19 protein-coding genes are annotated in these 21664 nt (G+C 67.3%); 13 read left to right on the top strand and 6 right to left on the bottom strand.

Translation table 11 applies throughout. The features are described from left to right. The first annotated feature begins 12 nt into the window (after window positions 1-12). The 5 genes from J2T47_RS28680 (at window position 13) to J2T47_RS28660 (ending at window position 6432) form a co-directional block, all read left to right on the top strand. Window positions 13-1911: a sigma-54-dependent Fis family transcriptional regulator gene (locus J2T47_RS28680; RefSeq protein ID WP_253454110.1), complete on the top strand. Its 1899-nt coding sequence runs from the start codon at window positions 13-15 to the stop codon at window positions 1909-1911. Beyond that, window positions 1911-3638, top strand: coding sequence for an ABC transporter ATP-binding protein (locus tag J2T47_RS28675; RefSeq protein ID WP_253454108.1), 1728 nt, complete (start codon window positions 1911-1913; stop codon window positions 3636-3638). The genes J2T47_RS28680 and J2T47_RS28675 overlap by 1 nt, the downstream gene beginning before the upstream one ends. Next, window positions 3628-4299, top strand: coding sequence for a subtilisin-like serine protease QhpE (gene qhpE, locus J2T47_RS28670; protein WP_253454106.1), 672 nt, complete (start codon window positions 3628-3630; stop codon window positions 4297-4299). The genes J2T47_RS28675 and qhpE overlap by 11 nt, the downstream gene beginning before the upstream one ends. Continuing rightward, entirely contained in the window at window positions 4296-5612 is a 1317-nt protein-coding gene (gene qhpG, locus J2T47_RS28665) for a flavin-dependent monooxygenase QhpG (protein ID WP_253454104.1), read from the top strand. Before qhpE ends, qhpG begins: the two co-directional genes overlap by 4 nt. Window positions 5613-5904: 292 nt before the next feature. Further along, window positions 5905-6432, top strand: a complete 528-nt coding sequence (locus tag J2T47_RS28660; protein WP_253454102.1) for a DUF3828 domain-containing protein — start codon at window positions 5905-5907, stop codon at window positions 6430-6432. Window positions 6433-6558: 126 nt separating this feature from the next. Here the strand turns inward: J2T47_RS28660 and J2T47_RS28655 are convergent, their stop codons facing one another. Further along, window positions 6559-7944 carry an NAD-dependent succinate-semialdehyde dehydrogenase gene (locus J2T47_RS28655; RefSeq protein WP_253454100.1) on the bottom strand — a complete coding sequence of 462 codons (1386 nt, stop codon included), beginning with the start codon at window positions 7942-7944 and terminating at the stop codon, window positions 6559-6561. A 142-nt stretch (window positions 7945-8086) separates the two neighbouring features. On the opposite strand from J2T47_RS28655, the gene ptrR reads away from it, so the two are divergent. Together ptrR and J2T47_RS28645 are read left to right on the top strand one after the other, a co-directional pair. Further along, window positions 8087-8965: a putrescine utilization regulator PtrR gene (ptrR, locus tag J2T47_RS28650; RefSeq protein WP_253454098.1), complete on the top strand. Its 879-nt coding sequence runs from the start codon at window positions 8087-8089 to the stop codon at window positions 8963-8965. Window positions 8966-9157: 192 nt separating this feature from the next. Beyond that, on the top strand, window positions 9158-10087 hold the full coding sequence (locus tag J2T47_RS28645) for a hypothetical protein (RefSeq protein WP_253454096.1): 930 nt from the start codon (window positions 9158-9160) through the stop codon (window positions 10085-10087). 118 nt (window positions 10088-10205) lie between these two features. Here J2T47_RS28645 and J2T47_RS28640 read toward each other — a convergent pair whose 3' ends face one another. Further along, complete coding sequence (locus J2T47_RS28640) at window positions 10206-11753, bottom strand: nucleobase:cation symporter-2 family protein (RefSeq protein ID WP_253454094.1); 1548 nt, start codon at window positions 11751-11753, stop codon at window positions 10206-10208. A gap of 378 nt (window positions 11754-12131) precedes the next feature. Between J2T47_RS28640 and J2T47_RS28635 the strand changes: the two genes are divergently transcribed. Next, window positions 12132-13016, top strand: coding sequence for a LysR substrate-binding domain-containing protein (locus J2T47_RS28635; protein ID WP_253454092.1), 885 nt, complete (start codon window positions 12132-12134; stop codon window positions 13014-13016). Between the two features lie 340 nt (window positions 13017-13356). On the opposite strand, the gene J2T47_RS28630 is transcribed toward J2T47_RS28635, so the two are convergent. After that, window positions 13357-14280 carry an MBL fold metallo-hydrolase gene (locus tag J2T47_RS28630; RefSeq protein WP_253454090.1) on the bottom strand — a complete coding sequence of 308 codons (924 nt, stop codon included), beginning with the start codon at window positions 14278-14280 and terminating at the stop codon, window positions 13357-13359. Window positions 14281-14712: 432 nt separating this feature from the next. On the opposite strand from J2T47_RS28630, the gene J2T47_RS28625 reads away from it, so the two are divergent. Beyond that, window positions 14713-15405 carry a B3/B4 domain-containing protein gene (locus J2T47_RS28625; RefSeq protein ID WP_253454088.1) on the top strand — a complete coding sequence of 231 codons (693 nt, stop codon included), beginning with the start codon at window positions 14713-14715 and terminating at the stop codon, window positions 15403-15405. Window positions 15406-15409: 4 nt separating this feature from the next. Here the strand turns inward: J2T47_RS28625 and J2T47_RS28620 are convergent, their stop codons facing one another. Then, window positions 15410-16039 carry a TetR family transcriptional regulator gene (locus J2T47_RS28620; RefSeq protein ID WP_253454086.1) on the bottom strand — a complete coding sequence of 210 codons (630 nt, stop codon included), beginning with the start codon at window positions 16037-16039 and terminating at the stop codon, window positions 15410-15412. A gap of 96 nt (window positions 16040-16135) precedes the next feature. On the opposite strand from J2T47_RS28620, the gene J2T47_RS28615 reads away from it, so the two are divergent. Beyond that, on the top strand, window positions 16136-16801 hold the full coding sequence (locus J2T47_RS28615; protein ID WP_253454084.1) for an O-methyltransferase: 666 nt from the start codon (window positions 16136-16138) through the stop codon (window positions 16799-16801). Window positions 16802-16811: 10 nt separating this feature from the next. On the opposite strand, the gene J2T47_RS28610 is transcribed toward J2T47_RS28615, so the two are convergent. Next, window positions 16812-17729 (bottom strand): LysR family transcriptional regulator, encoded by a 918-nt coding sequence (locus J2T47_RS28610; protein WP_253454147.1) that lies wholly within the window; start codon window positions 17727-17729, stop codon window positions 16812-16814. 95 nt (window positions 17730-17824) lie between these two features. Between J2T47_RS28610 and J2T47_RS28605 the strand changes: the two genes are divergently transcribed. After that, window positions 17825-18325 (top strand): GNAT family N-acetyltransferase, encoded by a 501-nt coding sequence (locus J2T47_RS28605; protein ID WP_253454082.1) that lies wholly within the window; start codon window positions 17825-17827, stop codon window positions 18323-18325. 11 nt (window positions 18326-18336) lie between these two features. Here the strand turns inward: J2T47_RS28605 and J2T47_RS28600 are convergent, their stop codons facing one another. Then, complete coding sequence (locus J2T47_RS28600) at window positions 18337-18756, bottom strand: transcriptional regulator (RefSeq protein WP_253454080.1); 420 nt, start codon at window positions 18754-18756, stop codon at window positions 18337-18339. A gap of 219 nt (window positions 18757-18975) precedes the next feature. On the opposite strand from J2T47_RS28600, the gene J2T47_RS28595 reads away from it, so the two are divergent. Both J2T47_RS28595 and J2T47_RS28590 read left to right on the top strand, forming a co-directional pair. Next, window positions 18976-19365, top strand: a complete 390-nt coding sequence (locus J2T47_RS28595; RefSeq protein ID WP_253454078.1) for a hypothetical protein — start codon at window positions 18976-18978, stop codon at window positions 19363-19365. A 435-nt stretch (window positions 19366-19800) separates the two neighbouring features. Further along, window positions 19801-21495, top strand: coding sequence for an amidase (locus tag J2T47_RS28590; RefSeq protein WP_253454076.1), 1695 nt, complete (start codon window positions 19801-19803; stop codon window positions 21493-21495). Window positions 21496-21664 lie beyond the last annotated feature (169 nt).

Genomic DNA, 21664 nt, shown 5'->3' with positions numbered 1-21664 from the left:
CCGGAGCGATGCATGACGACAAGAACAATAAGCAGCGACCTGCTGCGTGAAGCCCACCTGGCCCGTGAACGCCTGCAACAGGAAGGCGAAGTCCCCAGCGGCGTGCTCCGCGAGGAAATCGACGCCTCCTGGCGGCGCAGCGTGGGCCACGGCCTGGATTGCGCCAGCGGCACCGAGCACGGTCTCGACACGCGGGTCAAACCCGACGTGCTGCTCGCCGGCAACCGCCTGCTGCTCGACGCCGCCATCCCCGAACTCGACTACCTGCAACAGCGCCAGGGCCACGATGGCGTGATCATCCTGGCCAACGCCGACGCCACCATCCTCTCTGTCGAAGGCGCCCGCGAGCGCATGCAGAGCAAGGGCCTGGCGGACATCGTCCAGGGCGCGTGCTGGAGCGAAGCCTCGCGCGGCACCAACGCCCTGGGTACTGCGCTGGTGGAGAAGCGCGCCACGCAGATCGACTGCGGCGAACACTTCCTCGACCGCCTGAGCCGCTTCTCCTGCACCTCGGTGCCCATCGAAGGACCGCAGGGCACGCTGCTCGGAGTGCTCGACATGACCCGCGAAGGGCCGCTCTCCGGCCCGCGGGAAAGCCTCTCGCTGCTCAGCCTCGCGGTGTTCCAGATCGAGGCGCGGCTGTTCGCCGTCAGCCATCCGGGGCAGGTGGTGATCGCCTTCCATTACCGCCGCCAGTACCTGGATTCCGCCTGGCAGGGCCTGCTGGCGCTGGGCCTGGACGGCAAGGTGCTGGCCGTCAGCGGCCAGGCCTGCCAGCTGCTCGGCGCCCATCGCGAAAGCCTGGTGGGCCGGCGCAGCGAAGACTTCCTCGGGCTGCGCGGCGACCAGTTGCTCGGCCGCCTCTACCAGGGCGGTGTCGGCAGCCTGCAGACGCCCAAGGGCGAGCTGTTCTACAAGACGCTGCAAGCGCCGCTGCGCAGCCACGCGGTGCCGGTCAGCGCCCGCGCGCCGCGCCCGGCCGCCGGCCCCGAGCTCGAAGCCCTGGCTGGCAGCCACCCGCGCTACGCCCGCGCCCTGCGCATGGCGCGCCAGGGCCTGGTGAACGAACTGCCGGTACTGCTGCTGGGCGAAACCGGCAGCGGCAAGGAAGTGGTTGCCCGCGCTCTGCACCAGGCCAGTGCGCGCAGCGACAAGCCCTTCGTCGCGGTGAACTGCGCGGCGATTCCCGAGGGCCTGATCGAGTCCGAACTGTTCGGCTACCGCGACGGCGCCTTCACCGGCTCGCGGCGCGGCGGCATGGTCGGCCGGCTGCAGCAGGCCCACGGCGGCACGCTGTTCCTCGACGAGATCGGCGACATGCCGCTGGCCCTGCAGGCGCGCCTGCTGCGCGTGCTGCAGGAGCGCAAGGTGGCGCCGCTGGGCGCTGGCGAGGAACAGGACATCGACGTCGCGCTGATCTGCGCCACCCACCGCGACCTCAAGCGCCAGGTGGAGGAAAAGCACTTCCGCGAGGACCTCTACTACCGCGTCAACGGCATCAGCGTGAAACTGCCGGCACTGCGCGAGCGCGACGACCTCGCCGAGCTGGCCGCCAGCCTGCTGGCCCGCCTGGGCGCGCCGAAGGTGAAGCTTTCCGCCGAGCTGCTCGGCCTGCTGCGCGAGTACCACTGGCCGGGCAACATCCGCCAGCTGGAGATGGTCCTGCGCACCGCGCTGGCCATGCGCGAGGAGGGCGAGACGGAGCTGAGCCTCGACCACCTGCCCGACAGCACCCTGGACGAGCTCGCCGCCGGCGAGCGCCCGCAGAGCGGCAGCATCCGCGAGAACGAACTGGAGCTGATCCGCCAGGCGCTGGAGCGCCACCAGGGCAACGTCTCCGCCGCCGCCGACGCGCTGGGCATCAGCCGCGCCACGCTGTACCGCAAGCTCAAGCAACTCAAGGTGGGCTGATGTTCTTCACCCGCCTTATCGACAGCGATGACCCGCAGCAACTCAAGGCTTCGCTGCGCTGGCTGTACGGCTTCGTGCGTCCGCACAAGGCGGCCATCGCCGGCCTGCTCGGGTTGTCGTTCTGCGCCTCGATCCTGGTCCTGGCGCAGCCCTGGCTGACCAAGACGCTGATCGACGACGGCCTGCTGGCCAAGGACTTCCCGGTGCTGGTGATGGTGGCCGGGGCGATGATCGTCGTCGGCCTGCTCGGCACGGCGCTGTCCGGCCTCAACCGCTACCTGCACACGCGCCTGTCCGGGCGCATCCTGTTTTCCCTGCGCGACGCGCTGTACCGCCATTTGCAGACCCTGTCGCCGAGCTTCTTCGGCCGCCGCCGCATCGGCGACCTGATGTCCCGGCTCGACGGCGACGTCGCCGAGATCCAGCGTTTCGCCGTGGACTCGCTGTTCTCCGCGGTCTCCAGCGTGATCGGCCTGGTCGGCGCGCTGGCGCTGCTGCTCACCCTGTCGTGGAAGCTCTCGCTGCTGGTGGCACTGCTGATACCGCTGGACGTGCTCTGGCTGCGCTGGATGCGGCGCAAGGTGGAGCGCGAGGCGCGCGGCCTGCGCGAGCGTTCGGCGGACCTGTCGTCGTTCTTCGTCGAGACGCTGCCGGCAATGAAGTTCATCCAGTCCGCCGGCCAGCAGTCCCGCGAATCGGGGCGCCTGGAAGGACTGGGGCAGGGCTACCTCGGCCAGTTGCTGCGCCTGCAACTCACCGAATTCTTCACCCAGGCGGTGCCCGGCACGCTGATGTCGCTGTCCCGCGCCTGCGCCTTCCTGGTTGGCGGTTACTGGGTGGTGCAGGGCACCTGGCAACTGGGTTCGCTGATCGCCTTTTCCACCTATCTGGGCATGGCCATCGGGCCGGTGCAGAGCCTGCTCGGCCTGTACGTCGCGCTGCAGCGCATGACCGTCAGCCTCGGCCGCGTGATGGAGCTGCGCGGCGAAGAGGCGACCATCGTTTCACCCGCTGCGCCCAGGCCGATGCCGTCGGTGGGCGAGCTGCGCCTGGAGAACCTGCACTACGCCTGGCCGGGCCGTGTGCAGCCGGTTCTGCAGGATGTGCAGGCGGTGATTCCCGCGGGCCTCAAGGTCGCGCTGAGCGGCCCTTCCGGGGTCGGCAAGAGCACCCTGATCGACCTGCTGCAACGCTTCTACGACCCCGACCAGGGGCGCATCCTGCTCGACGGCGTGGACCTGCGCGAACTCGACCTGCACGCCCTGCGCCGGCGCGTGGCGGTGGTCAGCCAGGACATCGTGCTGTTCCGCGGCAGCCTCGCCGACAACCTGGCCTACAGCGCGCCCGAATCGAGTCGCGAGGCCATCGACAGGGCCGCCCGCGCGGCACAGCTGGACAGCCTGATCGCCAGCCTGCCCGAAGGCCTCGACAGCCCTCTGGGCGAGCGTGGCCAGCAGCTGTCCGGCGGGCAGAAACAACGCATCGCCATCGCTCGCGCATTGCTGCAGAATCCTCTGATCCTGGTGCTGGACGAAGCCACGTCGCAGGTGGACGAGAGCACCGAGCGCGAGGTCATCGCGGCCATCGACCAGTTGTTCGCCGGGCGCACGCGCCTGCTGATCAGCCACCGTACTTCGACCCTGGCGGCCGCCGACCTGCACCTGGAATTGCAGGACGGGCAGATGCGAGTGCGTGAGGCGCAGCCGGTGCAGCGTCATGAGGCCTGAGTTGTTGGTCGGCGTGGTCGATAGTGGTTTTGCCGACGCGCAGTCCGCGAGCGTCAGCGTTGCGCGGCGGTTCTTCCTCACGGATGACGGCCACGCTGACGGCGAGCCTGTGGCGGATGCTTTGGGCCACGGCAGCGTCGTCTGCGCAGCCATGCTTTCCCATGCGCCGGATGCTCGCCTGTGCGTCGCCCAGGTCTTCGATGAGCGCGGCGTGACCAGTCCGCTGCAGATCGCGGCCGCGCTGCACTGGCTGGGCGAGAAGGGCGTGCGGGTGATCAACCTGAGCTTGGGCGTGCGTCAGGACAGGCCGATCCTGCGCGAGGCTGTGGCGGAGCTGATCGAGGCCGGTGTGCTGGTCTGCGCGTCCAGCCCCGCGCGGGGCGAGCCGGTATTTCCGGCGGGCTATCCCGGTGTGATCCGGGTGACCGGCGATGCCCGCTGCAGTGAAGGCGAGTGGTCCTGGCTGGACAGCCCGCAGGCCGATTTCGGTGCGGCGGTGAAGGTGGCAGGGCGCTCCGGGGCGAGCCTGGGGTGTGCGGCTTTCGCTGGGCATCTGGCGGCGTTGCTGGCGGAGCGGCCGGAGCTGTCGAATGTGCAACTTATCGAGTTGATGCGTGAGAGGGCGGCTTTTCGGGGGATCGAGCGGAAGGTGGGGTTGTGAACGGCAAGCCCATCCTGATCCTCGGCGCCGGCCCTGCCGGAGCGGCGGTCGCCCTCGGCCTGCGTCGCCTTGGCCATCCCGTCAGCGTGATCAGCGAATGGCGTCGCTTCGCTGCCGTCGAAGGCGTCTCCCAGCGCGTACTGGAAGGCCTGCGCAACTCCGGTCTGAAGCACGCGCTGGAATGCGCCGCGCCGCCGTCGCAACGGCGCGTGCTCTGGAATGGTGTGGAAAGCGCCCAGAACATCGAATGCGTCCTCGACCGCCCGCGCTTCGACGCGGGGCTGCGCGAGGACCTGAAGCAGGCCGGTGTCGAGCTGGTCGAAGCCCAGGTGCTGGCGGTGGCAGAAGAAGGTGCCGGCTGGCGGGTGAAGCTCGAAGGCGGCCGGGAAGTGCAGGGCGCTTTCCTGGTTGAGGCCCGGGGCCGGCAGGCGCCGCTGAGCCAGAAGGGCAGCAAGGCCCGGCGCGGCCCGGAAACCCTCAGCCTGCTCAATCGCTGGCAGGGCGAGCCGGGCCCGCTGGCGACGGCGGTGGAAAGCCTGGCCGACGGCTGGGCGTGGATGGCGCGGCTGGAGGACGGGCGCTGCTACTGGCAGCTCACCCTGGATGTCGCCAGCAGCCATCTGCCGCCCCGCGAGCAGTTGCTGGAGTACTGCCGTGAGCGCCGTGTCGCATCGACGCTAACGCAGCCGTTCTTCGGCGATGCCGAGGAGCGCGAGTTGGAGCTGCACGCCCGCAGCAGCACGGCGATCCTCTGCCTGGAAGCCTGTGGTGATAACTGGATTCGCGTGGGCGATGCGGCGATGGCGGTGGACCCGTTGTCCGGCAATGGCATCTTCCAGTCGCTGTCCTCGGCGCTGCAGGCGCCGCTGGTGATCAACACCTTGCTGCGCGCGCCGGAGCGGGCGGAACTTGCCAGGCGCTTCCATCAGCAGCGGGTCGAGCAGTTGTTCCTGCGCTTCGCCCGTGTCGGCCGTGACTTCTATGCCAGCGAAACGCAGTGGGCCGATCTGCCGTTCTGGCAGGCACGCCGTGCCTGGCCGGATGAGCAGCCGAGCCACATGCCGGCGGACTTCGCCAGCCTGCGTATCGAGCGCGCTCCCGTGTTGAAGGGCGAGTTCGTCGACGAGGCGGAGGTGGTGGTCAGCGCCGACCAGCCGCTGGGCATCTGGCACCTCGATGGCCTGGAACTGGCGCCCTGGCTGCGGCGGCTGCGTGCGGAGCCAGAGGCGCAGGTGCTGGCGGATTTGCCGCCGGAGCGACGCCGGGCGTTTCAGGGGTGGCTGCTCGCCCAGGGCTATCGTCCGCGATCCTGATCTAACCGCCCCGGCGGATAACGCCGCTGGCGTTATGCGCCCTACGGCCCCATCGGACGTTCGCCTTTGCGCTCGTCGTAGGATGGCGTGGAGCGTAGCGATACCCATCGCTTAACTTTCCGATCCGCTCGATGGGTATCGCAAGCTCCACCCATCCTGCTCGGGTGCTCGCCGGGGGCTTTGGCGGTGGGGCTGGCGGTTGCCCCGAGGCTATCGGTCGCAGCTTTAACCGCATCACGGATTTTCGAGGCTGCACTGGGCGATGATGCCCGGCTGACCGATGGAGAATCCCATGGCCTTCCTGCGCTCCGCTTTCGCCCTGTCGCTGATCCTGCTGACGCTCTTCGACACTTCGCTCGCGGCCTCGACGTCGGCGACCGATAGCGCCAGCGCGGAGCGTTTCCTGCGGCAGATCTACGCCAGCTATACGCCGGACGGCCCGGGCGTGCCGAACCCGACATTGAAGGAAGAGGACGTCTACGATGCCTCGCTGATCGCACTGATGAAGGCGGACCAGGATGCCGCCGACGGTGAACTGGGCTACCTCGGTGGCGACCCGTTGTGCGATTGCCAGGACTGGGGCGACATCAAGGTGAAGTCGCTGGACTTCGACACGGTAGACGACGATCGACTCAAGGCGCGGGTAGTGCTCAAGGATGCCCTGACAGGGGAGGACCGCGATCTCGGCCTGCTGTTGCATCGCACGGCTGGCGGTTGGCTCGTCGAGGACTGCTTCAACGAGCAGGGCAGCCTGGCCGAGAATCTGCGGCATAGCACCCGGGAGCTTCTGCAGTTGAAGCAGGGCGCGACAAAACCCTGATTTTACCTGTAGGAGCGGGCCATGCCCGCGATCGCGCGCATGGCGCGCTCCTGTAAAGGGCAGCGGCGCGCAGGCCGCATGAGCAATAAAAAAGGCCCCTCGAAGGGGCCTTTTTGGTGGGGCGACTTACTTGCGGTCGATCCACACGGTCTGCGGGTTGGTGAACTCGCGCAGGCCGAAGTGCGACAGCTCGCGACCGAAGCCGCTCTTCTTCACGCCGCCAATCGGTACGCGGGGATCGGAAGCGGAGAAGCCGTTGATGAACACGCCACCGCTGACCAGGCGACGGGCCATGTGCTGGGCCTTGGCCTTGTCGGCGGACCAGATGGCGCCGGAGAGGCCGAACTCGCTGTCGTTGGCCAGCTCCAGGGCGTGCTCGGCGTCACGGGCGACGATCAGCGAGGCGACCGGGCCGAAGATTTCCTTCTTGAACGCGGTATTGCCCGGCTTCACGTCGGCCAACACGGTCGGCGCGTAGTAGTTGCCTTCGCCGTCGAGCTTGTGGCCGCCCAGCAGCAGGGTGGCGCCATCGGCGATGGCCTGTTGCACCTGGCCGTCCAGCTCGTCGCGCAGGTCGAAGCGGGCCATGGGGCCAACGAAGGTGTCGTCCGCCAGCGGATCGCCGATCTTCAGTGCCTTGACGGCGGCCAGCAGTTTTTCGGTGAAGGCCGGGGCGATGGATTCTTCGAGGATCATGCGCTTGGCGGCGATGCACACCTGGCCGCAGTTGCCGAAGCGGCTGGCGACAGCGGCTTTGACGGCGGCGTCGAGGTCGGCGTCGGCGAGCACGATGAAGGCGTCGGAACCGCCCAGCTCCAGCACGCACTTCTTCAGTGCGGCACCGGCCTGGGAGGCAATGGCGGCGCCGGCGCCGACACTGCCGGTGACGGCGATGGAGGCGATGCGGTCATCGGCGATGGCCTTGGAAACCAGCGGCGGCTCGACGTTCAGCACTTCGAACACGCCTTCCGGCAGGCCGGCCTGCAGCCAGGCGTCGCGCAGCTGATAGGCGCAGCCCATGACGTTCGGCGCGTGCTTGAGCACGTAGGTGTTGCCGCCGAGGATGATGCTCACCGCGCCGCGCATCACCTGCCAGGTCGGGAAGTTCCACGGCATCACGGCCAGCACCGGGCCCAGCGGCAGGTAGGAGATGTACGCGCCTTCGATGCTGGTCTTCTCGTCTTCGAGCATGGCCGGGCCGTTGTCGGCGTACCACTCGCAGAGGTTGGCGCACTTGTTGATCTCGCCACGGGCCTGGGTGACCGGCATGCCCATTTCCTGGGCTTCCATGCGGGCCATCGGCTCGACGTTGGCGCGCAGGACTTCGGCCATCTTGCGCAGCACGGCGACACGTTCGGCGATGCTGGTATCGCGCCATTGGCGGAACGCGGCATCGGTGCGGGCCAGCGAGGTTTCCAGCTGGGCGGCGTCTTCGAAGGTGTAGCGGGCCAGTTCCTGGCCGGTGGCGGGGCTGCGGGAGATGGCAGCGGGGATGGCGGCGATCTGGTTCATGGTGAGTCCTGCTTGTTCTGTTTGAGGCGCAAGGCCGGTCATTCGTCCGGGCGGGTGGCTCCGGGATGGCGCAGAAATTAAGATGCGCAACCATTCATGTAAAATGAATAATCAAGAAAGACTCTTTCTCTCGGAGAGAATCATGGACCTTACCCAGCTGGAAATCGTCCGCGCCGTCGCCACCGAGGGCAGCATCACTGCCGCCGCGGCCCGTCTACATCGCGTGCCTTCGAACCTGACCACGCGGATCAAGCAGCTGGAAGCGGAACTGGGCACGGAGCTGTTCATCCGCGAAAAGCTCCGCCTCCGTCTGTCGCCGACCGGCCGCAGCTTCCTCGAATACGCCGAGCGCATCCTCGATCTGGTGGAGGAGGCCCGGCAGGTGGCGGTGGGCGCCGAGCCCCATGGCGGCTTCTCCCTGGGCTCGATGGAGAGTACGGCGGCGGTGCGCATCCCGGAGATGCTGGCGCGCTATCACCAGCAGTGCCCGAAGGTGCAGCTGGACCTCTCCACCGGCCCCTCGGGCGAGATGATCGACGGCGTGCTCTCCGGCCGGTTCATCGCCGCCTTCGCCGACGGCCCGGCCAACCACCCGCAGCTGGACGGCAAGCCGGTGTACCGCGAGGAGCTGGTGCTGATGAGCGCCAGGCACCATGCGCCGGTGCATGATGCGCGCGACGTGGCGGGTGAGACGGTGTTCGCCTTCCGCGATACCTGCTCGTACCGCAAGCGCCTGGAAGGCTGGTTCGCCGAGCATCGCGTGGTGCCGGGCAAGATCATGGAGATGGAGTCCTACCACGGCATGCTTGCCTGCATCGCGGCGGGCGGCGGCGTGGCGATCATCCCGCGGGCGATGTTCGAGAGCCTGGCCGGCGGGCGCAATGTGGCGATCCACCGCCTGGCGCCGCAGCATGCCGACGCGACGACCTGGCTGTTCTGGCGACGCGGCACCGACACGCCGGCGCTGCGGGCATTTATCGGACTACTGGACGCACCCGTGGCCGAGGCCGAAGTGGCCTGAGGACGGGGCTTTGCCAGGGGCGTCTCGCGGGTGTTACGTAACGCCGCTGAGACAGCGGTTAAAAATTCACCAGCGCCTCTTGCAGCGGCCTTGCGCTGCGCTAACGTGAGTCTCTCTGTCCGTCGTGCGAAGGCGGAAAACGCCCTTCGCGGCAGGGCGTTTTCCCCGCTGGCCTTCTGCCCGGAGCGCATGATGGAGACACGCAGCAAGAGACGACGCGCCAACGCCTTACAGATCACTCTCATGGGCGCGGGGCTGTTGCTCTTCGCCCTGGCCCTCGCGGTCGCCCTGGTCGGCCTGTGGCCGCAGGCCTACCCGCAGTTCCCTCCCGCCGGCGAGGTCGGTGACCCCGGCGTGCAATGCCTGATCGGCTGGTGCCCGGGACCGGATGCCCGGCTGCTGGTGATGGTCATGGTCGCCGGCGCGCTCGGCAGTTTCGTCCATGTGGCGAAGTCCTTCGGCGACTTCGTCGGCAACGACCGCTTCATGGCCAGCTGGATCTGGTGGTACCTGCTCAAGCCGTGCATCGGCATGGCGCTGGCACTGATGTTCTACCTGATCGTGCGCGCGGTGTACCTCACGGCGAGCGGCGCCAACGGCCCCGCCAGCGTCAATCTCTACGGGCTGATGGCCATGGCCGCTCTGGTGGGGATGGCATCCAAGCAGGGCACCGACAAGTTCGCGGTCCTCCTCGATGCGCTGTTCCGCACCCGCCATCCTGCCGGTGACGCGCGGCGCAAGGACCCGCTGGAAAACCCCCTGGCGGTCATCACCGAAGCGCAGCCGCCGGTCCTCGACGCCCAGTCGCTTTACGTCACCCTGCGCGGCAAGGGTTTCAGCCGTGGCGCGCGGGTGCAGGTGAATGGACAGGAGCGCGAGACATCGCTGGCCGACAGCTCGCGCCTGGCCTTCCAGCTGTTGCCCGAGGATGTGGCCGTTGGCGGCAGCCTGGCCGTGGTGGTGGTCAACCCGCCGCCGGGCGGCGGGCCTTCCGCGTCGCTGATGCTGGAGGTGAGCGCGCCGCCGCAGGTCGAAGCGGAAGCAGAACCGCCGCATGCCGATCCGGTGGCCATGGTGGTGGCGTCGGCGGAAGAAGATTCGGCGGTGGCGTCGCTGCACTGAGTCACGGGCGGCTTTGGCCTTTGTAGGAGTGAGCAAGCTCGCTCCTACCCCAAGGTGGGAGGTACGAAAATGAAAAAGGCCCCGGAAGGGGCCTTTTTCATGGGTGTCGGGCGGCTCTTCAGGCGCTGCTGTTCACCGTCTCGCGCTTGGGCGAGCGGCTCGCTGGCGCGTGGTGCTCGTCATGGTCGTGATCGTCAACGACCACCTGCACCTCGTTGCCTTCGGCGTCATACAGCTTGCCGTTCTGGAAGTAGTCACCCTCGTTCAGCGCGGCGATGTCGCGGTAGCGCAGGGTGCGCTCCTCGGCGGCGACGAACACCGACTGCTGGTTGGAGTTGCCGGTCTTGAGGTGGTTGAACAGCAGGTTCAGGCCGATGGCCATGATCGCCGCCGAGCTGATGCCCGAGTGGAAGATGGTGGCGAACCAGCTGGGGAAGTGCTCGTAGAAGCTGGGAGCAGCGATCGGGATCATGCCGAAACCAATGGAGGTGGCGACGATGATCAGGTTCATGTTGTTGCGGTAGTCCACCTTGGACAGGGTGCGGATGCCGCTGGCCGCCACGGTGCCGAACAGCACCACGCCGGCGCCGCCGAGCACGGAGGAGGGCACCGCGGCAATCACCCGGCCCATCACCGGCAGCAGGCCGAGGGTCACCAGGATCAGGCCGCCGGTGGCCACCACGTAGCGGCTCTTCACGCCGGTCACGGCCACCAGGCCGACGTTCTGGGCGAAGGCGCTCTGGGTAAAGGAGCCGAAGATCGGCGCCAGGATGCTCGACGCCATGTCGGCACGCAGGCCGTTGCCCAGGCGCTTGGAGTCGACCTTGGTGCCGATGATCTCACCGACGGCGAGGATGTCTGCCGAGGTTTCCACCAGGGTCACCATGATCACGATCAGCATCGACAGGATCGCGGCGATATGGAACGTCGGCATGCCGAAGTGGAAGATCGCCGGGAAGGCCACCATCGGGCCTTCGGCCACGCGGGAGAAGTCGGTCATGCCCAGGGCGGCGGCGATGATCGTCCCGATCACCATGGCCAGCAGGATCGACAGGCGCGAGATGGACGCGCTGCCCAGCTTGCTCAGCAGCAGGACGATCACCAGGGTCAGTGCGGCCAGGCCGATGTTGGCCATGCTGCCGAAGTCCGGTGCCTTGGGGTTGCCGCCCATGGCCCAGCGCGCCGCTACCGGCATCAGCGTGAGGCCGATGGTGGTGATGACGATGCCGGTGACCAGCGGCGGGAAGAACTTGGTGATGCGCGAGAAGATCGGGGTGATCAGGAAGCCGATGAACGAGGCCGCCATCACCGCGCCGAGCACGGCGTTCAGGCCGCCGCCCTCATAGCCGCCGCCGAGGATGGCGATCATGGTGGCGACACCGGCGAAGGACACGCCCTGCACCAGCGGCATCTGCGAGCCGAAGAAGGGGATACCGAGGGTCTGCAGCAGGGTGGCCAGGCCACCGGCGAACAGCGAGGCGGCGATCAGCAGGCCGATCTCGCTGGGGGAGAGCCCGGCCGCCTGGCCGAGGATCAGGGGCACGGCGACGATACCGCCGTACATGGTCAGAACGTGTTGCAGGCCGTACGCCAGGTTGGCGCCGATTCCGAGGTTCTCGTCTTCCGGTCGTGCGCCGGCGGACGCTACAGCTGAACGATCATTCATGGCTGAGGACTCGCTTGTTTTTGTTGTGGGGCCACTGTAGACAAAGTCCGTGGTGAATATCCACTGTTTTGTATACATGTTTGCGGCCGATGGTCCGGAATCTGACCGGTCGGTTATGTGTTTTTTCGGGGTGGATGGCTCTGCAATCGGTGTTATGCATGAATTCCTGACCCGGAGTGCGTTGCACAAAATGTGTGCATGTCTGAATCCAAAAGCACCAGTTGGCTGCATGCAAAGTGCCGAAAGGCTCATGCCGGCCACCTGTACACAGGTCATCGCAAAATGCGCGCCAGTGATGCGCCGTGCTCGCCGTCCTCCCCGGCCAAGGCTGCTCCTGCTATAACCGTCCGCCTGGTTCAAGTCGGATGTCGAAAAGCGATGGCCCTCCCTCCGCTGCACAGTTTCAGGGTGTTCGAAAGCGTGGCCCGTCTGGGCAGCCTCGCCGCGGCTGCCGTCGAGCTGCACGTCACCACGGGCGCGGTCAGCCAGCAGGTCAAGGCGTTGCAGGCCAGCCTGGGCGTGGAGCTGTTCGAGAAGCGCGGCCGCCAGTTGGTGCTGACCGCCAGCGGTCGTGAGCTGCAGAAGCGCGTGGCCAGCGCCATGGGCGAGATCACCGAGGCCGTGCAGGCGTTGCAGGCGGGAGTCCGGCTGGAAGAGGACCGGGTGGACATCTGCCTGTCGATCCCGCCGGCCGAGGGCGTGGAATGGCTGACCCGGCCGCTGTTGCGCTTCATGGAGGAGTCGCGCTCGGTGCGGGTCAGCGTGATCACCGCGCCGGGCATGCCGCAGGTGGACTGGCGCCGTGCCGACGTGGCGGTGATCTACGGCACGCCGCCGTGGCCGGGCGTCTGGTGGCGTTTGCTGCATGGCATTCGCATGACGCCGGTGTGCAGCCCGCAATACCTGCGCGGGCCGCTGGCCATCGTCGAGGCCGCCGATCTGGCGCGGCACCGGCTGCTGCATGAGGACGACGGCAGCCAGTGGCAGCAATGGCTGGCCGAGGCTGGATGCAGTCGGGGTGGTGCCGAGGACATCCATTTCGAAGACTTCGGCATGGTCCTGCAGGCAGCGCGTGATGGTTTCGGCGTAGCGCTCAGCGATGAGACGGTGTCACAGCGTGACCTCGACGAAGGCCGGCTGGTGCGCCCGCTGCCGATCTCGGTGGCGGCGGTGCACAACTACTACGTGGTCTGCCCCGAGGCGAAACGCGAACGCCCGGAGGTCCGGGCGTTCATCGAGTGGTTGCTGTCGATTGGGGAGTAGGGGGTGACGGGCTCGACATGGGCCTGTAGGAGCGAGCTTGCTCGCGAACCAGCGCCTACCTGGCGCGCCAGTGCAGATCGATCGGCCGTTGTTCGCGAGCAATGACGATGGCTTCCCCCTCGCTCCTACAAGGATCAGGTGACTCCGTGCCTGGGTTTCCCTCTCCCTAACCCTCTCCCTGAAGGGAGAGGGGATATCCGTGTCTTGCGATCTCCCGTGATCGCCGGCGAGCGAAGTGCTTGCCATGCGCGCCGAACGGGCTCCCTCTCCCTTCGGAGCGGGGCGCGCAGCCAGGGCGGGGGGAGAGGGCCGGGCGTGCGCCGAGCGCCACCTGGAGCCATCAATACCCGTAACCGCGCCCATCGGTGAACTGGATGTCGGTGAGGATGCTGATGTCCTTCTCCACCTTGTACAGCTCCGAGCTCTTGATCAGTTCCGGGTCGCTGAAGGCTTCGCCCTTGGCGCGCCCGGCCTGGATCTGCTGCATCTTGTCGCGCACCGCGACGACGTCGGCGTAGGTCATCGCCGGCACCTTGCTCGGGTCCTCGTCGGCGTGGGCGCCGTAGAGGGTGGTCTGCGGGTTGATCACCTTCAGCGTGGAATCCAGCGAGGCGACGTAGTCCTTGAGGTTCCCGGCCAGCAGCCAGGACGGGTAGAGGTGGTCGCCGGAGAGCAGGATGTTGTGCGCCTCGTCGTACAGCGCGACTTCGTCCGGGGTATGCCCAGGCATGCTCAGCAGGCGCAGCCTGAGGCCGCCCAGGTCGATCACCTCGTCGGGCTTCACCAGCCGCGAGACCTTGAAGGGCGGCAGGGTCATGTGGTCGATGTTGCCCAGGTAGACCGGCTCGGGTACGTGGTAGAGGCCATCGGCGCGGCGGAATTTCGCGGTGAAGGGCGTATCCACCAGGTAGATGCTCTGGAAGTTGTGCAACCCGCCCAGGTGGTCGAAGTGCAGGTGCGAGGGCAGCACGGAAAGCGGCTTGTCGGTGATCTGCCGGGCGACCTGGGTGATGTCTTCCTTCTGGTTGGCGCCGGAGTCGAACATCAGCGCCTGGTTCGCGCCCACCAGCAGGTACGAATAGTTCTTCTGGTAGTAGTTCGGCTCGCCGATGGCGTAGAGGAAGTCCGTCAGCTTGTGGACCACGAAGGCCGGCGCTTCGGTCTTGGGAGCTTCGGCCTTGGGCGCGTCAGCGGCGGTCGCGGCGAAAGGCGCGCCGAGGAGGGTGGTGGAAGCCAGGGCCAGGACTTTGATCAGCGTGCGCATGGGGCGCGAACCTCTTTCTCGTTGTTGTCGGGGGCGGTGGGTTGTCCGCCGGCCCATCTCACCGCTGGCGAGGGCGTACTTCAATGCACGATTTCTGCGGCCCGACAGTTCAGTTCAGCTAAAGCCTGGGGTATTAGCGAGGCTGATTTCTGTGGCTCTGCATAAGCTGGGCTAATTGTTCATTCGGGGATTTCATGGCAGCGATGACGCCATGCCGGTAGAACTGTGCGGGTCGGGCGCGCCGTTCGTGCCCCATTCCCACCGATTCCGGAGCTATTCCAATGAAGTCCAGATGGACCACCTTGCTGTGTGTGCTGAAAACCTTGTCCGTCGCCTGGGGCGACTACAACAGGCGCAACTTCGTCCGCCGTTGAGGCGGGCGATTCGCCAGACCGTTCCACCTCGTTTCCGATGCACCTCAAGGATTCCGCCATGCAAGCCGTCACGCCGCAAATCACTCCCGCCATCGCCACCCTCGCTCCCGGCTTTCGTGCCCTGAGCATCACCGTGGAAGCCGCGCCTATCCTCCACCCGGAAGTGGCGGAGCAGGCCCTGCAGCGAGCCTGCGCGGCACTGGCGGCGGGCCAACCGGCCTGGGGCGATGCGCATCTGGCGGCCTGGGCCGAGGTGTTCCGTCGCTTCGGCGCCAAACCCCAGCGCACGCCCTGTTCCGCGGAGGCGCTGCGCAAGCGCGCATTGCGTGACGGCAGCCTGCCGAGCATCGATCCCGTGGTGGACCTGTACAACGCCATCAGCGTGCAATTCGCCATTCCCGTAGGCGGCGAAAACCTCGCCGCCTACACCGGCACCCCGCGCCTGGTGATCGCCGATGGCAGCGAGACCTTCGACACCATGAAGGACGGCGCCCCGGCCCATGAGTCGCCCGAGGCCGGCGAAGTCATCTGGCGCGATGAGATGGGCGTCACCTGCCGTCGCTGGAACTGGCGCCAGGGCGTGCGCACCCGCCTGGACGCCGAGGCGCAGCATATGTGGTTCATCCTCGAAAGCTTGCCGGAGATGCCGCTGGAAGCCTTGCGCGAAGCGGGCGACCAGCTGGTTGCCGGGCTGCTGGCGATGATGCCAGGTGCCCGTGTCGAGACGCTGCTGGTGGAAAGTCGAGCCTGACCCGTTACTGCATGAGGCTCTGCAGGTACGCGCAGAACATGTCCGCCATGGCCGCGCTGAACGCCTGGATTTCCTCCGCGCTGCGCGGGCTCTCCGAGAACTGCTTGCCCACCGAGCCCAGCGTCGTGGTGATCAGTTCGCGGGCCAGCGTGCGCTGTGCATCGCTGGCGTCGGGCAGGACCTCGGCGATGAATACCTGGAAGATGCCTTCGCTGGCGGCCTTGGCTTCCCTGGCCTCGGGGGCGTCGCGGTAGAGCGGGGCAGCGTCGCTCAGGGCAATCCGCATGCGCGCTTCCTCGCACTCGGAGCGGATGAAGGCGTGCACCAGGTTGCGCAGGCGTTGCAGCGGCGCCTGGGTGGCATCGCTGAGCAGGCCGCAGAGCAGCTCGGTGGTCTGCCGCCACTCGTCGCTCTGCAGGCGGAAGAGGATCGCGGCCTTGTTCGGGAAGTACTGGTACAGCGAGCCGACGCTGACCCCGGCGCGCTCGGCGACCCGCGCGGTGGTGAAACGCTGGGCGCCTTCCTTCTCCAGAACCTGAACAGCGGCATCGAGAATGGCCGTCACGAGGTCGTTGGAGCGCGCCTGTTTCGGCTCCTTGCGCGTGGAAATACGCGGGCTGCGGCGTTCGCTCATGGCTGGCTCCGGCAATGCGAATAGTAAAACCTGACGAAAAGATCGCATTCTAGTCGGGCGCTGTTTCGCACTCAAATTCCACACGGGAAACCCAGCATGACGACCCTCACTACCGCCCCCATCGCCCCCCTGCTGCAGCACCTGTTCGAAGAGGCTGACGCCGCCTCGCCGCAGTCCAGCCCGGCTTTCGCCAACCTCGACCCAGCCGCGCTGACCCGCCTGATGCAGAGCAAGACCCAGTACCGCGAACTCTACGGCCAGCTCAAGGACCAGCCGCTGCCGGTCTCGCGGGAAACCGGCGCGCTGCTGTACATGCTGGCGCGCGGCATCGGCGCGAAGCACATCGTCGAGTTCGGCACCTCGTTCGGCATCTCCACCCTGCACCTGGCCGCAGCGCTGCGCGACAACGGCGGCGGCCGGCTGATCACCAGCGAGTTCGAGCCGTCTAAAGTGGCGCGGGCGCAGGCCAACCTGGCAGCTGGCGGCGTCGCCGACCTGGTGGAGATTCGCCAGGGGGACGCACTGCAGACCCTGGCCCGCGACCTGCCGGAGAGCATCGACCTGCTCTTGCTCGACGGCGCCAAATCGCTCTACCCGGAAATCCTCGCGCTGGTGGAAAGTCGCCTGCGCCCCGGCTCGATGATCGTCGCCGACAACGCCGACTATTGCCCGGAGTACCTGGCCGAAGTTCGGATGCCGGGCGGGCGTTACCTGTCGATTCCCTTTGCCGATGACGTGGAACTGTCCATGTGCCTGGGCTGAGGCGCCGCGCTCAGCCGTGCTCCAGCGCCTGCAGCATCTGCTCGCGCAGCCAGCGATGCGCCGGGCGGCTGGCGTGGCGCGGGTGGTAGAGGATGCGCAGGCTGTAGCGCGGCAGCTCGATGGGCGTGGGATAGAGCGCCAGCGCGCCGTCCGCATTGAGCTGTTGCGCCACGCGGCGGGGCAGGGTGAGCAGGTAGTCGGAGACGGCGACCAGGCTTGGTGCGGCCAGCAGGCTGGGCAGTTGCACCGCCACGTCACGCTGGATGCCCTGGCGCGCCAGGGCGCTGTCGATCACGCCGACGGCATCGCTCCAGGGCAGCACCACCACATGCCGCTCGGCGAGGTATTGCTGCAGTGAAAGCCCGCCGCCGATCCGCGAGTGCCCCTTGCGCGCGACCACCACGTAGTCGTCGCTGAAGCACTCGATGGCTTCCAGGGTGTCGTCTGCGGCGCGCTCGTGGAGAACCCCCAGGGCGAAGTGCACGCGGCCTTCGCGCAGGTCGTCGAGCGAATCCTGCTGGGTGGCGTAGACGACCTTGATGCGCAGGTGCGGTGCGAGTGTTTCGGTTCGCGAGATCAGCCGCGGCAGCAAGGTGAAGCTGGTGTAGTCGGTGGCGGCGAAGACGAAGGTCTGGGTGGTGCTGGCCGGGTCGAAAGGCGCGGCGCTGGACAGCCGCTCGGCGAGCAGCGCCAGGGCCTCGCCAATGCCTTCGGCCATCAGCTCGGCCTGGGCGGTGGGCTGCATGGCGCTACCGGCGCGGACGAACAGCTCATCGCCGAGGGTGTCGCGCAGGCGGCCCAGCGCGTGGCTGCAGGCGGAGGGACTCATGGCCAGTTCGTCGGCGGCGGTCACCACGCTGCGGTGGCGGAACAGGGCGTCGAACACCAGCAGCAGGTTGAGGTCGAGGCGGCGCAGGTTGGCGTGCACGCTGTTCAGTATCCGGTGAAGAAAATGCAGTACGTGCATTCTGCGCTTTCATTATCCTGCTGTCTCCGATCCACCTGATTCGCCGGACCATCACCATGAACCAACCGACTTTCCGCATCGCCACCCTGGCCGACACCGACCGCTGCTTCGAGATCGAGATTTCCGCCTACGAAGGCGACGAGGCCGCGACTCGGGAGAAGATCGCCACGCGCATCGCGCAGTACCCCGAGGGCTTCCTGATCATGGAGCAGGATGGCGAGATCATCGGCTTCATCAACAGCGGCTGCGCGGTCGAGGTGGTGATGTCCGACGAGGAGTTCAAGGAACTCATCGGCCATGACGCGGCGGCGCCCAACGTGGTGATCATGTCGGTGGTGATCGACCCGGCGCAGCAGGGCAAGGGCTATTCGACGCTGCTGATGCGCACCTTCATCGAACGCATGGCCGGCCTCGGCAAGCGCACCATCCACCTGATGTGCAAGGACCGCCACGTGCCGCTCTACGAGCGCTTCGGCTACCGCTACGTGAAGCCGTCGGCGTCCGACCACGGCGGCATGGCGTGGCACGAGATGGTGATGGAGTTGCCTGCCGCCTGATCGCTGAAGCGTCAGCGCTCCGGGCGGTCGTTCACCCGGTCGCGGGTGGCGCGCTCGGCCAGCAGGTCGAAGGTCTCCGGCAGCAGCGCGGCTTCGCCCTGTTCGTCGAGTAGCTGGCGGAACACCAGATGGTCCGGGAAGCTGCGGCTGATCAGCGTGAGCAGTTCGGTACCGCGCTCGGTCAGCTCGAAGTTGTTGCCGGTGCCACCGTGTTCGCGCGGGCGTTCCTGGATATAGCCATTGGCGAACAGGTCGCCCTCCAGGTCGCCGGCGACCTTCTTCAGGTGATCGACGCTGCCGTCTACCGGCTCGCCCTGCAGCCGGTGCTGCTCGGCCACTTCCTCGCCGCACTCGCGGGCCTTGTAGGGTTGGTCGGCGCATTCCTGCGCGCGCAGCAGCAGGCGTTCGATCAGGTCCCAGTCATAGCTCATGGCGTGTCCTCCGGGGTCATCAATGCAGGGCCTTCCTGAGTTGCGACCTGGCCGGGCGGGGAGGGTTCGAACTTCCTGCGCAGCGGTGCCGCCGACCCGTCGCCGCCCAAGCATCGACGGCGTCGAGTTTCACTATCGATGCAATCGAGTGGTGCGCCGGCCGGGCGCGGCTGACTATCTGTCCCAAGAGCTTGTCGAACCGAGCAAGGGACAGAAACGATGAACACACAGCGCCCCACACCCAATCGCCTGGCCGCCCGCATCTCCCTTGGTCCGCTGCTGCTGGCCGTGGCCAGCCTGACCGGCTGCGCGGCGACCTCGGAAACCCGGCTGAGCTGGGACAGCCTTGGCGGCACCACCGCCCAGGACAGCAGTGCCTATCTGAGCTGCGTCGACGGTCGGCTCACCCCCGGCACCGCCACCTTCGTCAGCGACAGCGGCAGTACCCGCCAGTTGCTCACCGGCAGCGCCGATCCGCGGCAGGCCAGCGGCATGGTCCAGGTGACGCCGATTGCCGGCGGCAACCACTTCAGCGCCTACCAGCGCAGCGCCTGGCAGGACAAGGGCGAACTGCTGGATGCCGCCTACCAGTGCGCCCAGCACAGTTGAATCGTCTTCGAGCGGGCCGCTCCCCCCAGCGACCCGCCCAGCGCCGGCAGGCGGCGAATAGCCTGCGTCAGGGTCTGCCTCCGGGCCGTCGCTGATTCACTCTCCAGGGGCGCTCCCCCCAGCGCCCGACTATCGCCCGGCGAGTCCCCCCACTCGGCGGGCGTTTTTTTTAATTTACGACTGTTGTGTATTCTGATCGGGCATGCCAGTGTGTGCGCCCTGGCGGCTGTATTCGCCCTTCACAGCCTGTTGATGCGCATCCGGTTTGTCCGCCGGGCGCTGAACGCTGCCGCCAGCCGACGGTACACTCACTCCCGTCGCGTAACAGAAGTACAAGAGAATCGAGATGAACACGCATTTTCCGACTTGCGCCGTCTGGGTCCGTCGCGACGCAGACCTGCCCCTTCCCACCACCCTTCAGCCGACGGTGAAAGCATGATCGAGGTAACCGAAGTTTCCATTGCGCAGCTGCGTGAAGCCCTGGAGTCGGGCCGCACCACCGCGGTCGAACTGGTCAAGGCCTACCTCGCGCGCATCGACGCCTACGATGGCCCGAGCAAGCTCAATGCGCTGGTCGTGCGCAACACCGAGGCGCTGAAGGAAGCCGAAGCCTCCGACGCCCGCCGCGCCCGTGGCGAGACCCTCGGCCCGCTGGACGGCATCCCCTACACCGCCAAGGACAGCTACCTGGTCAAGGGCCTGACCGCCGCCTCCGGCAGCCCGGCCTTCAAGGACCTGGTCGCCTACCGCGACGCCTTCACCGTCGAGCGCCTGCGCGCCGGCGGCGCCATCTGCCTGGGCAAGACCAACATGCCGCCCATGGCCAACGGCGGCATGCAGCGCGGCGTCTACGGCCGTGCGGAAAGCCCGTACAACCGCAAGTTCCTCACCGCGCCCTTCGCCTCCGGCTCCTCCAACGGTGCCGGCACCGCGACCGCCGCGAGCTTCTCGGCCTTCGGCCTGGCGGAGGAAACCTGGTCCAGCGGTCGTGGTCCGGCCTCGAACAACGGCCTGTGCGCCTACACCCCGTCCCGTGGCGTGATCTCGGTGCGTGGCAACTGGCCGCTGACCCCGACCATGGACGTGGTGGTGCCCTACGCGCGCACCATGGCCGACCTGCTGGAAGTGCTCGACGTGGTCGTCGCCGAAGACGCCGACAAGCGTGGCGACCTCTGGCGCCTGCAGCCGTGGGTGCCGATCCCCGCCGTCGCCGATGTGCGCCCGGCGTCCTACCTGGACCTCGCCGCCGGCCCCGAAGCCCTCAAGGGCAAGCGCCTGGGCGTGCCGCGCATGTTCATCAACAAGGACGAACTGGCCGGCACCAGCGAGAAGCCTGGCATCGGCGGCCCGACCGGCCAGCGCATCAACACCCGTGCTTCGGTCATCGACCTCTGGGAACAGGCCCGCAAGGCCCTGGAAGCCGCCGGCGCCGAAGTCGTCGAAGTGGACTTCCCGCTGGTTTCCAACTGCGAGGGCGACCGTCCTGGCGCGCCGACCGTGTTCAACCGTGGCTTCGTCACCGAGCAGTTCATGCATGACGAACTGTGGGAGCTGTCCGGCTGGGGCTTCGACGATTTCCTCCGCGCCAACGGCGACCCCAAGCTGAACAAGCTGGCCGATGTCGATGGCCCGCAGATCTTCCCGCACGACCCGGGCACCCTGCCGAACCGTGAGGACGACCTGGTCGCCGGCATGGACGAGTACGTCAACATGGCCAAGCGTGGCCTGAAGACCTGGGACCAGATCGAGTCGCTGCCCGACGGCCTGCGCGGCCTGGAGAAGACCCGCAAGCTCGACCTGGAAGACTGGATGGACGGCCTGAAGCTCGACGCCGTGCTGTTCCCCACCGTGGCCGACGTCGGCCCGGCTGACGCCGACGTCAACCCGGAATCGGCCGACATTGCCTGGAGCAACGGCATCTGGGTCGCCAACGGCAACCTGGCGATCCGTCACCTGGGCGTGCCGACCGTCACCGTGCCGATGGGCGTGATGGCCGATATCGGCATGCCGGTGGGCCTGACCTTTGCCGGTCGCGCCTATGACGACTCCGCGCTGCTGCGCTTTGCCGCGGCCTTCGAAGCCACCGGCTCCAGGCGCCTGGTGCCGCCGAGCACGCCGCCGCTGGCCTGATCGGCTGGTTGCGGTCGGCAGAAAGAAAACCGCGCCCATGGGGCGCGGTTTTTTTATGGTTGGCTCTGGCGTCTCCCTGTAGGAGATTCTATGTCTACCCCACCGTATCGGCCGTAGGCCGATACGGCTGTTGAGTCTTCATCAGAGCAAAGGCAATCCGGGCCAGTTT

It is taken from the genome of Pseudomonas nitroreducens (genome assembly GCF_024170165.1).
GTDB classification, from domain to species: Bacteria; Pseudomonadota; Gammaproteobacteria; order Pseudomonadales; family Pseudomonadaceae; genus Pseudomonas; species Pseudomonas nitroreducens_C.
This window is presented reverse-complemented; position numbering and strand designations above follow the sequence as displayed.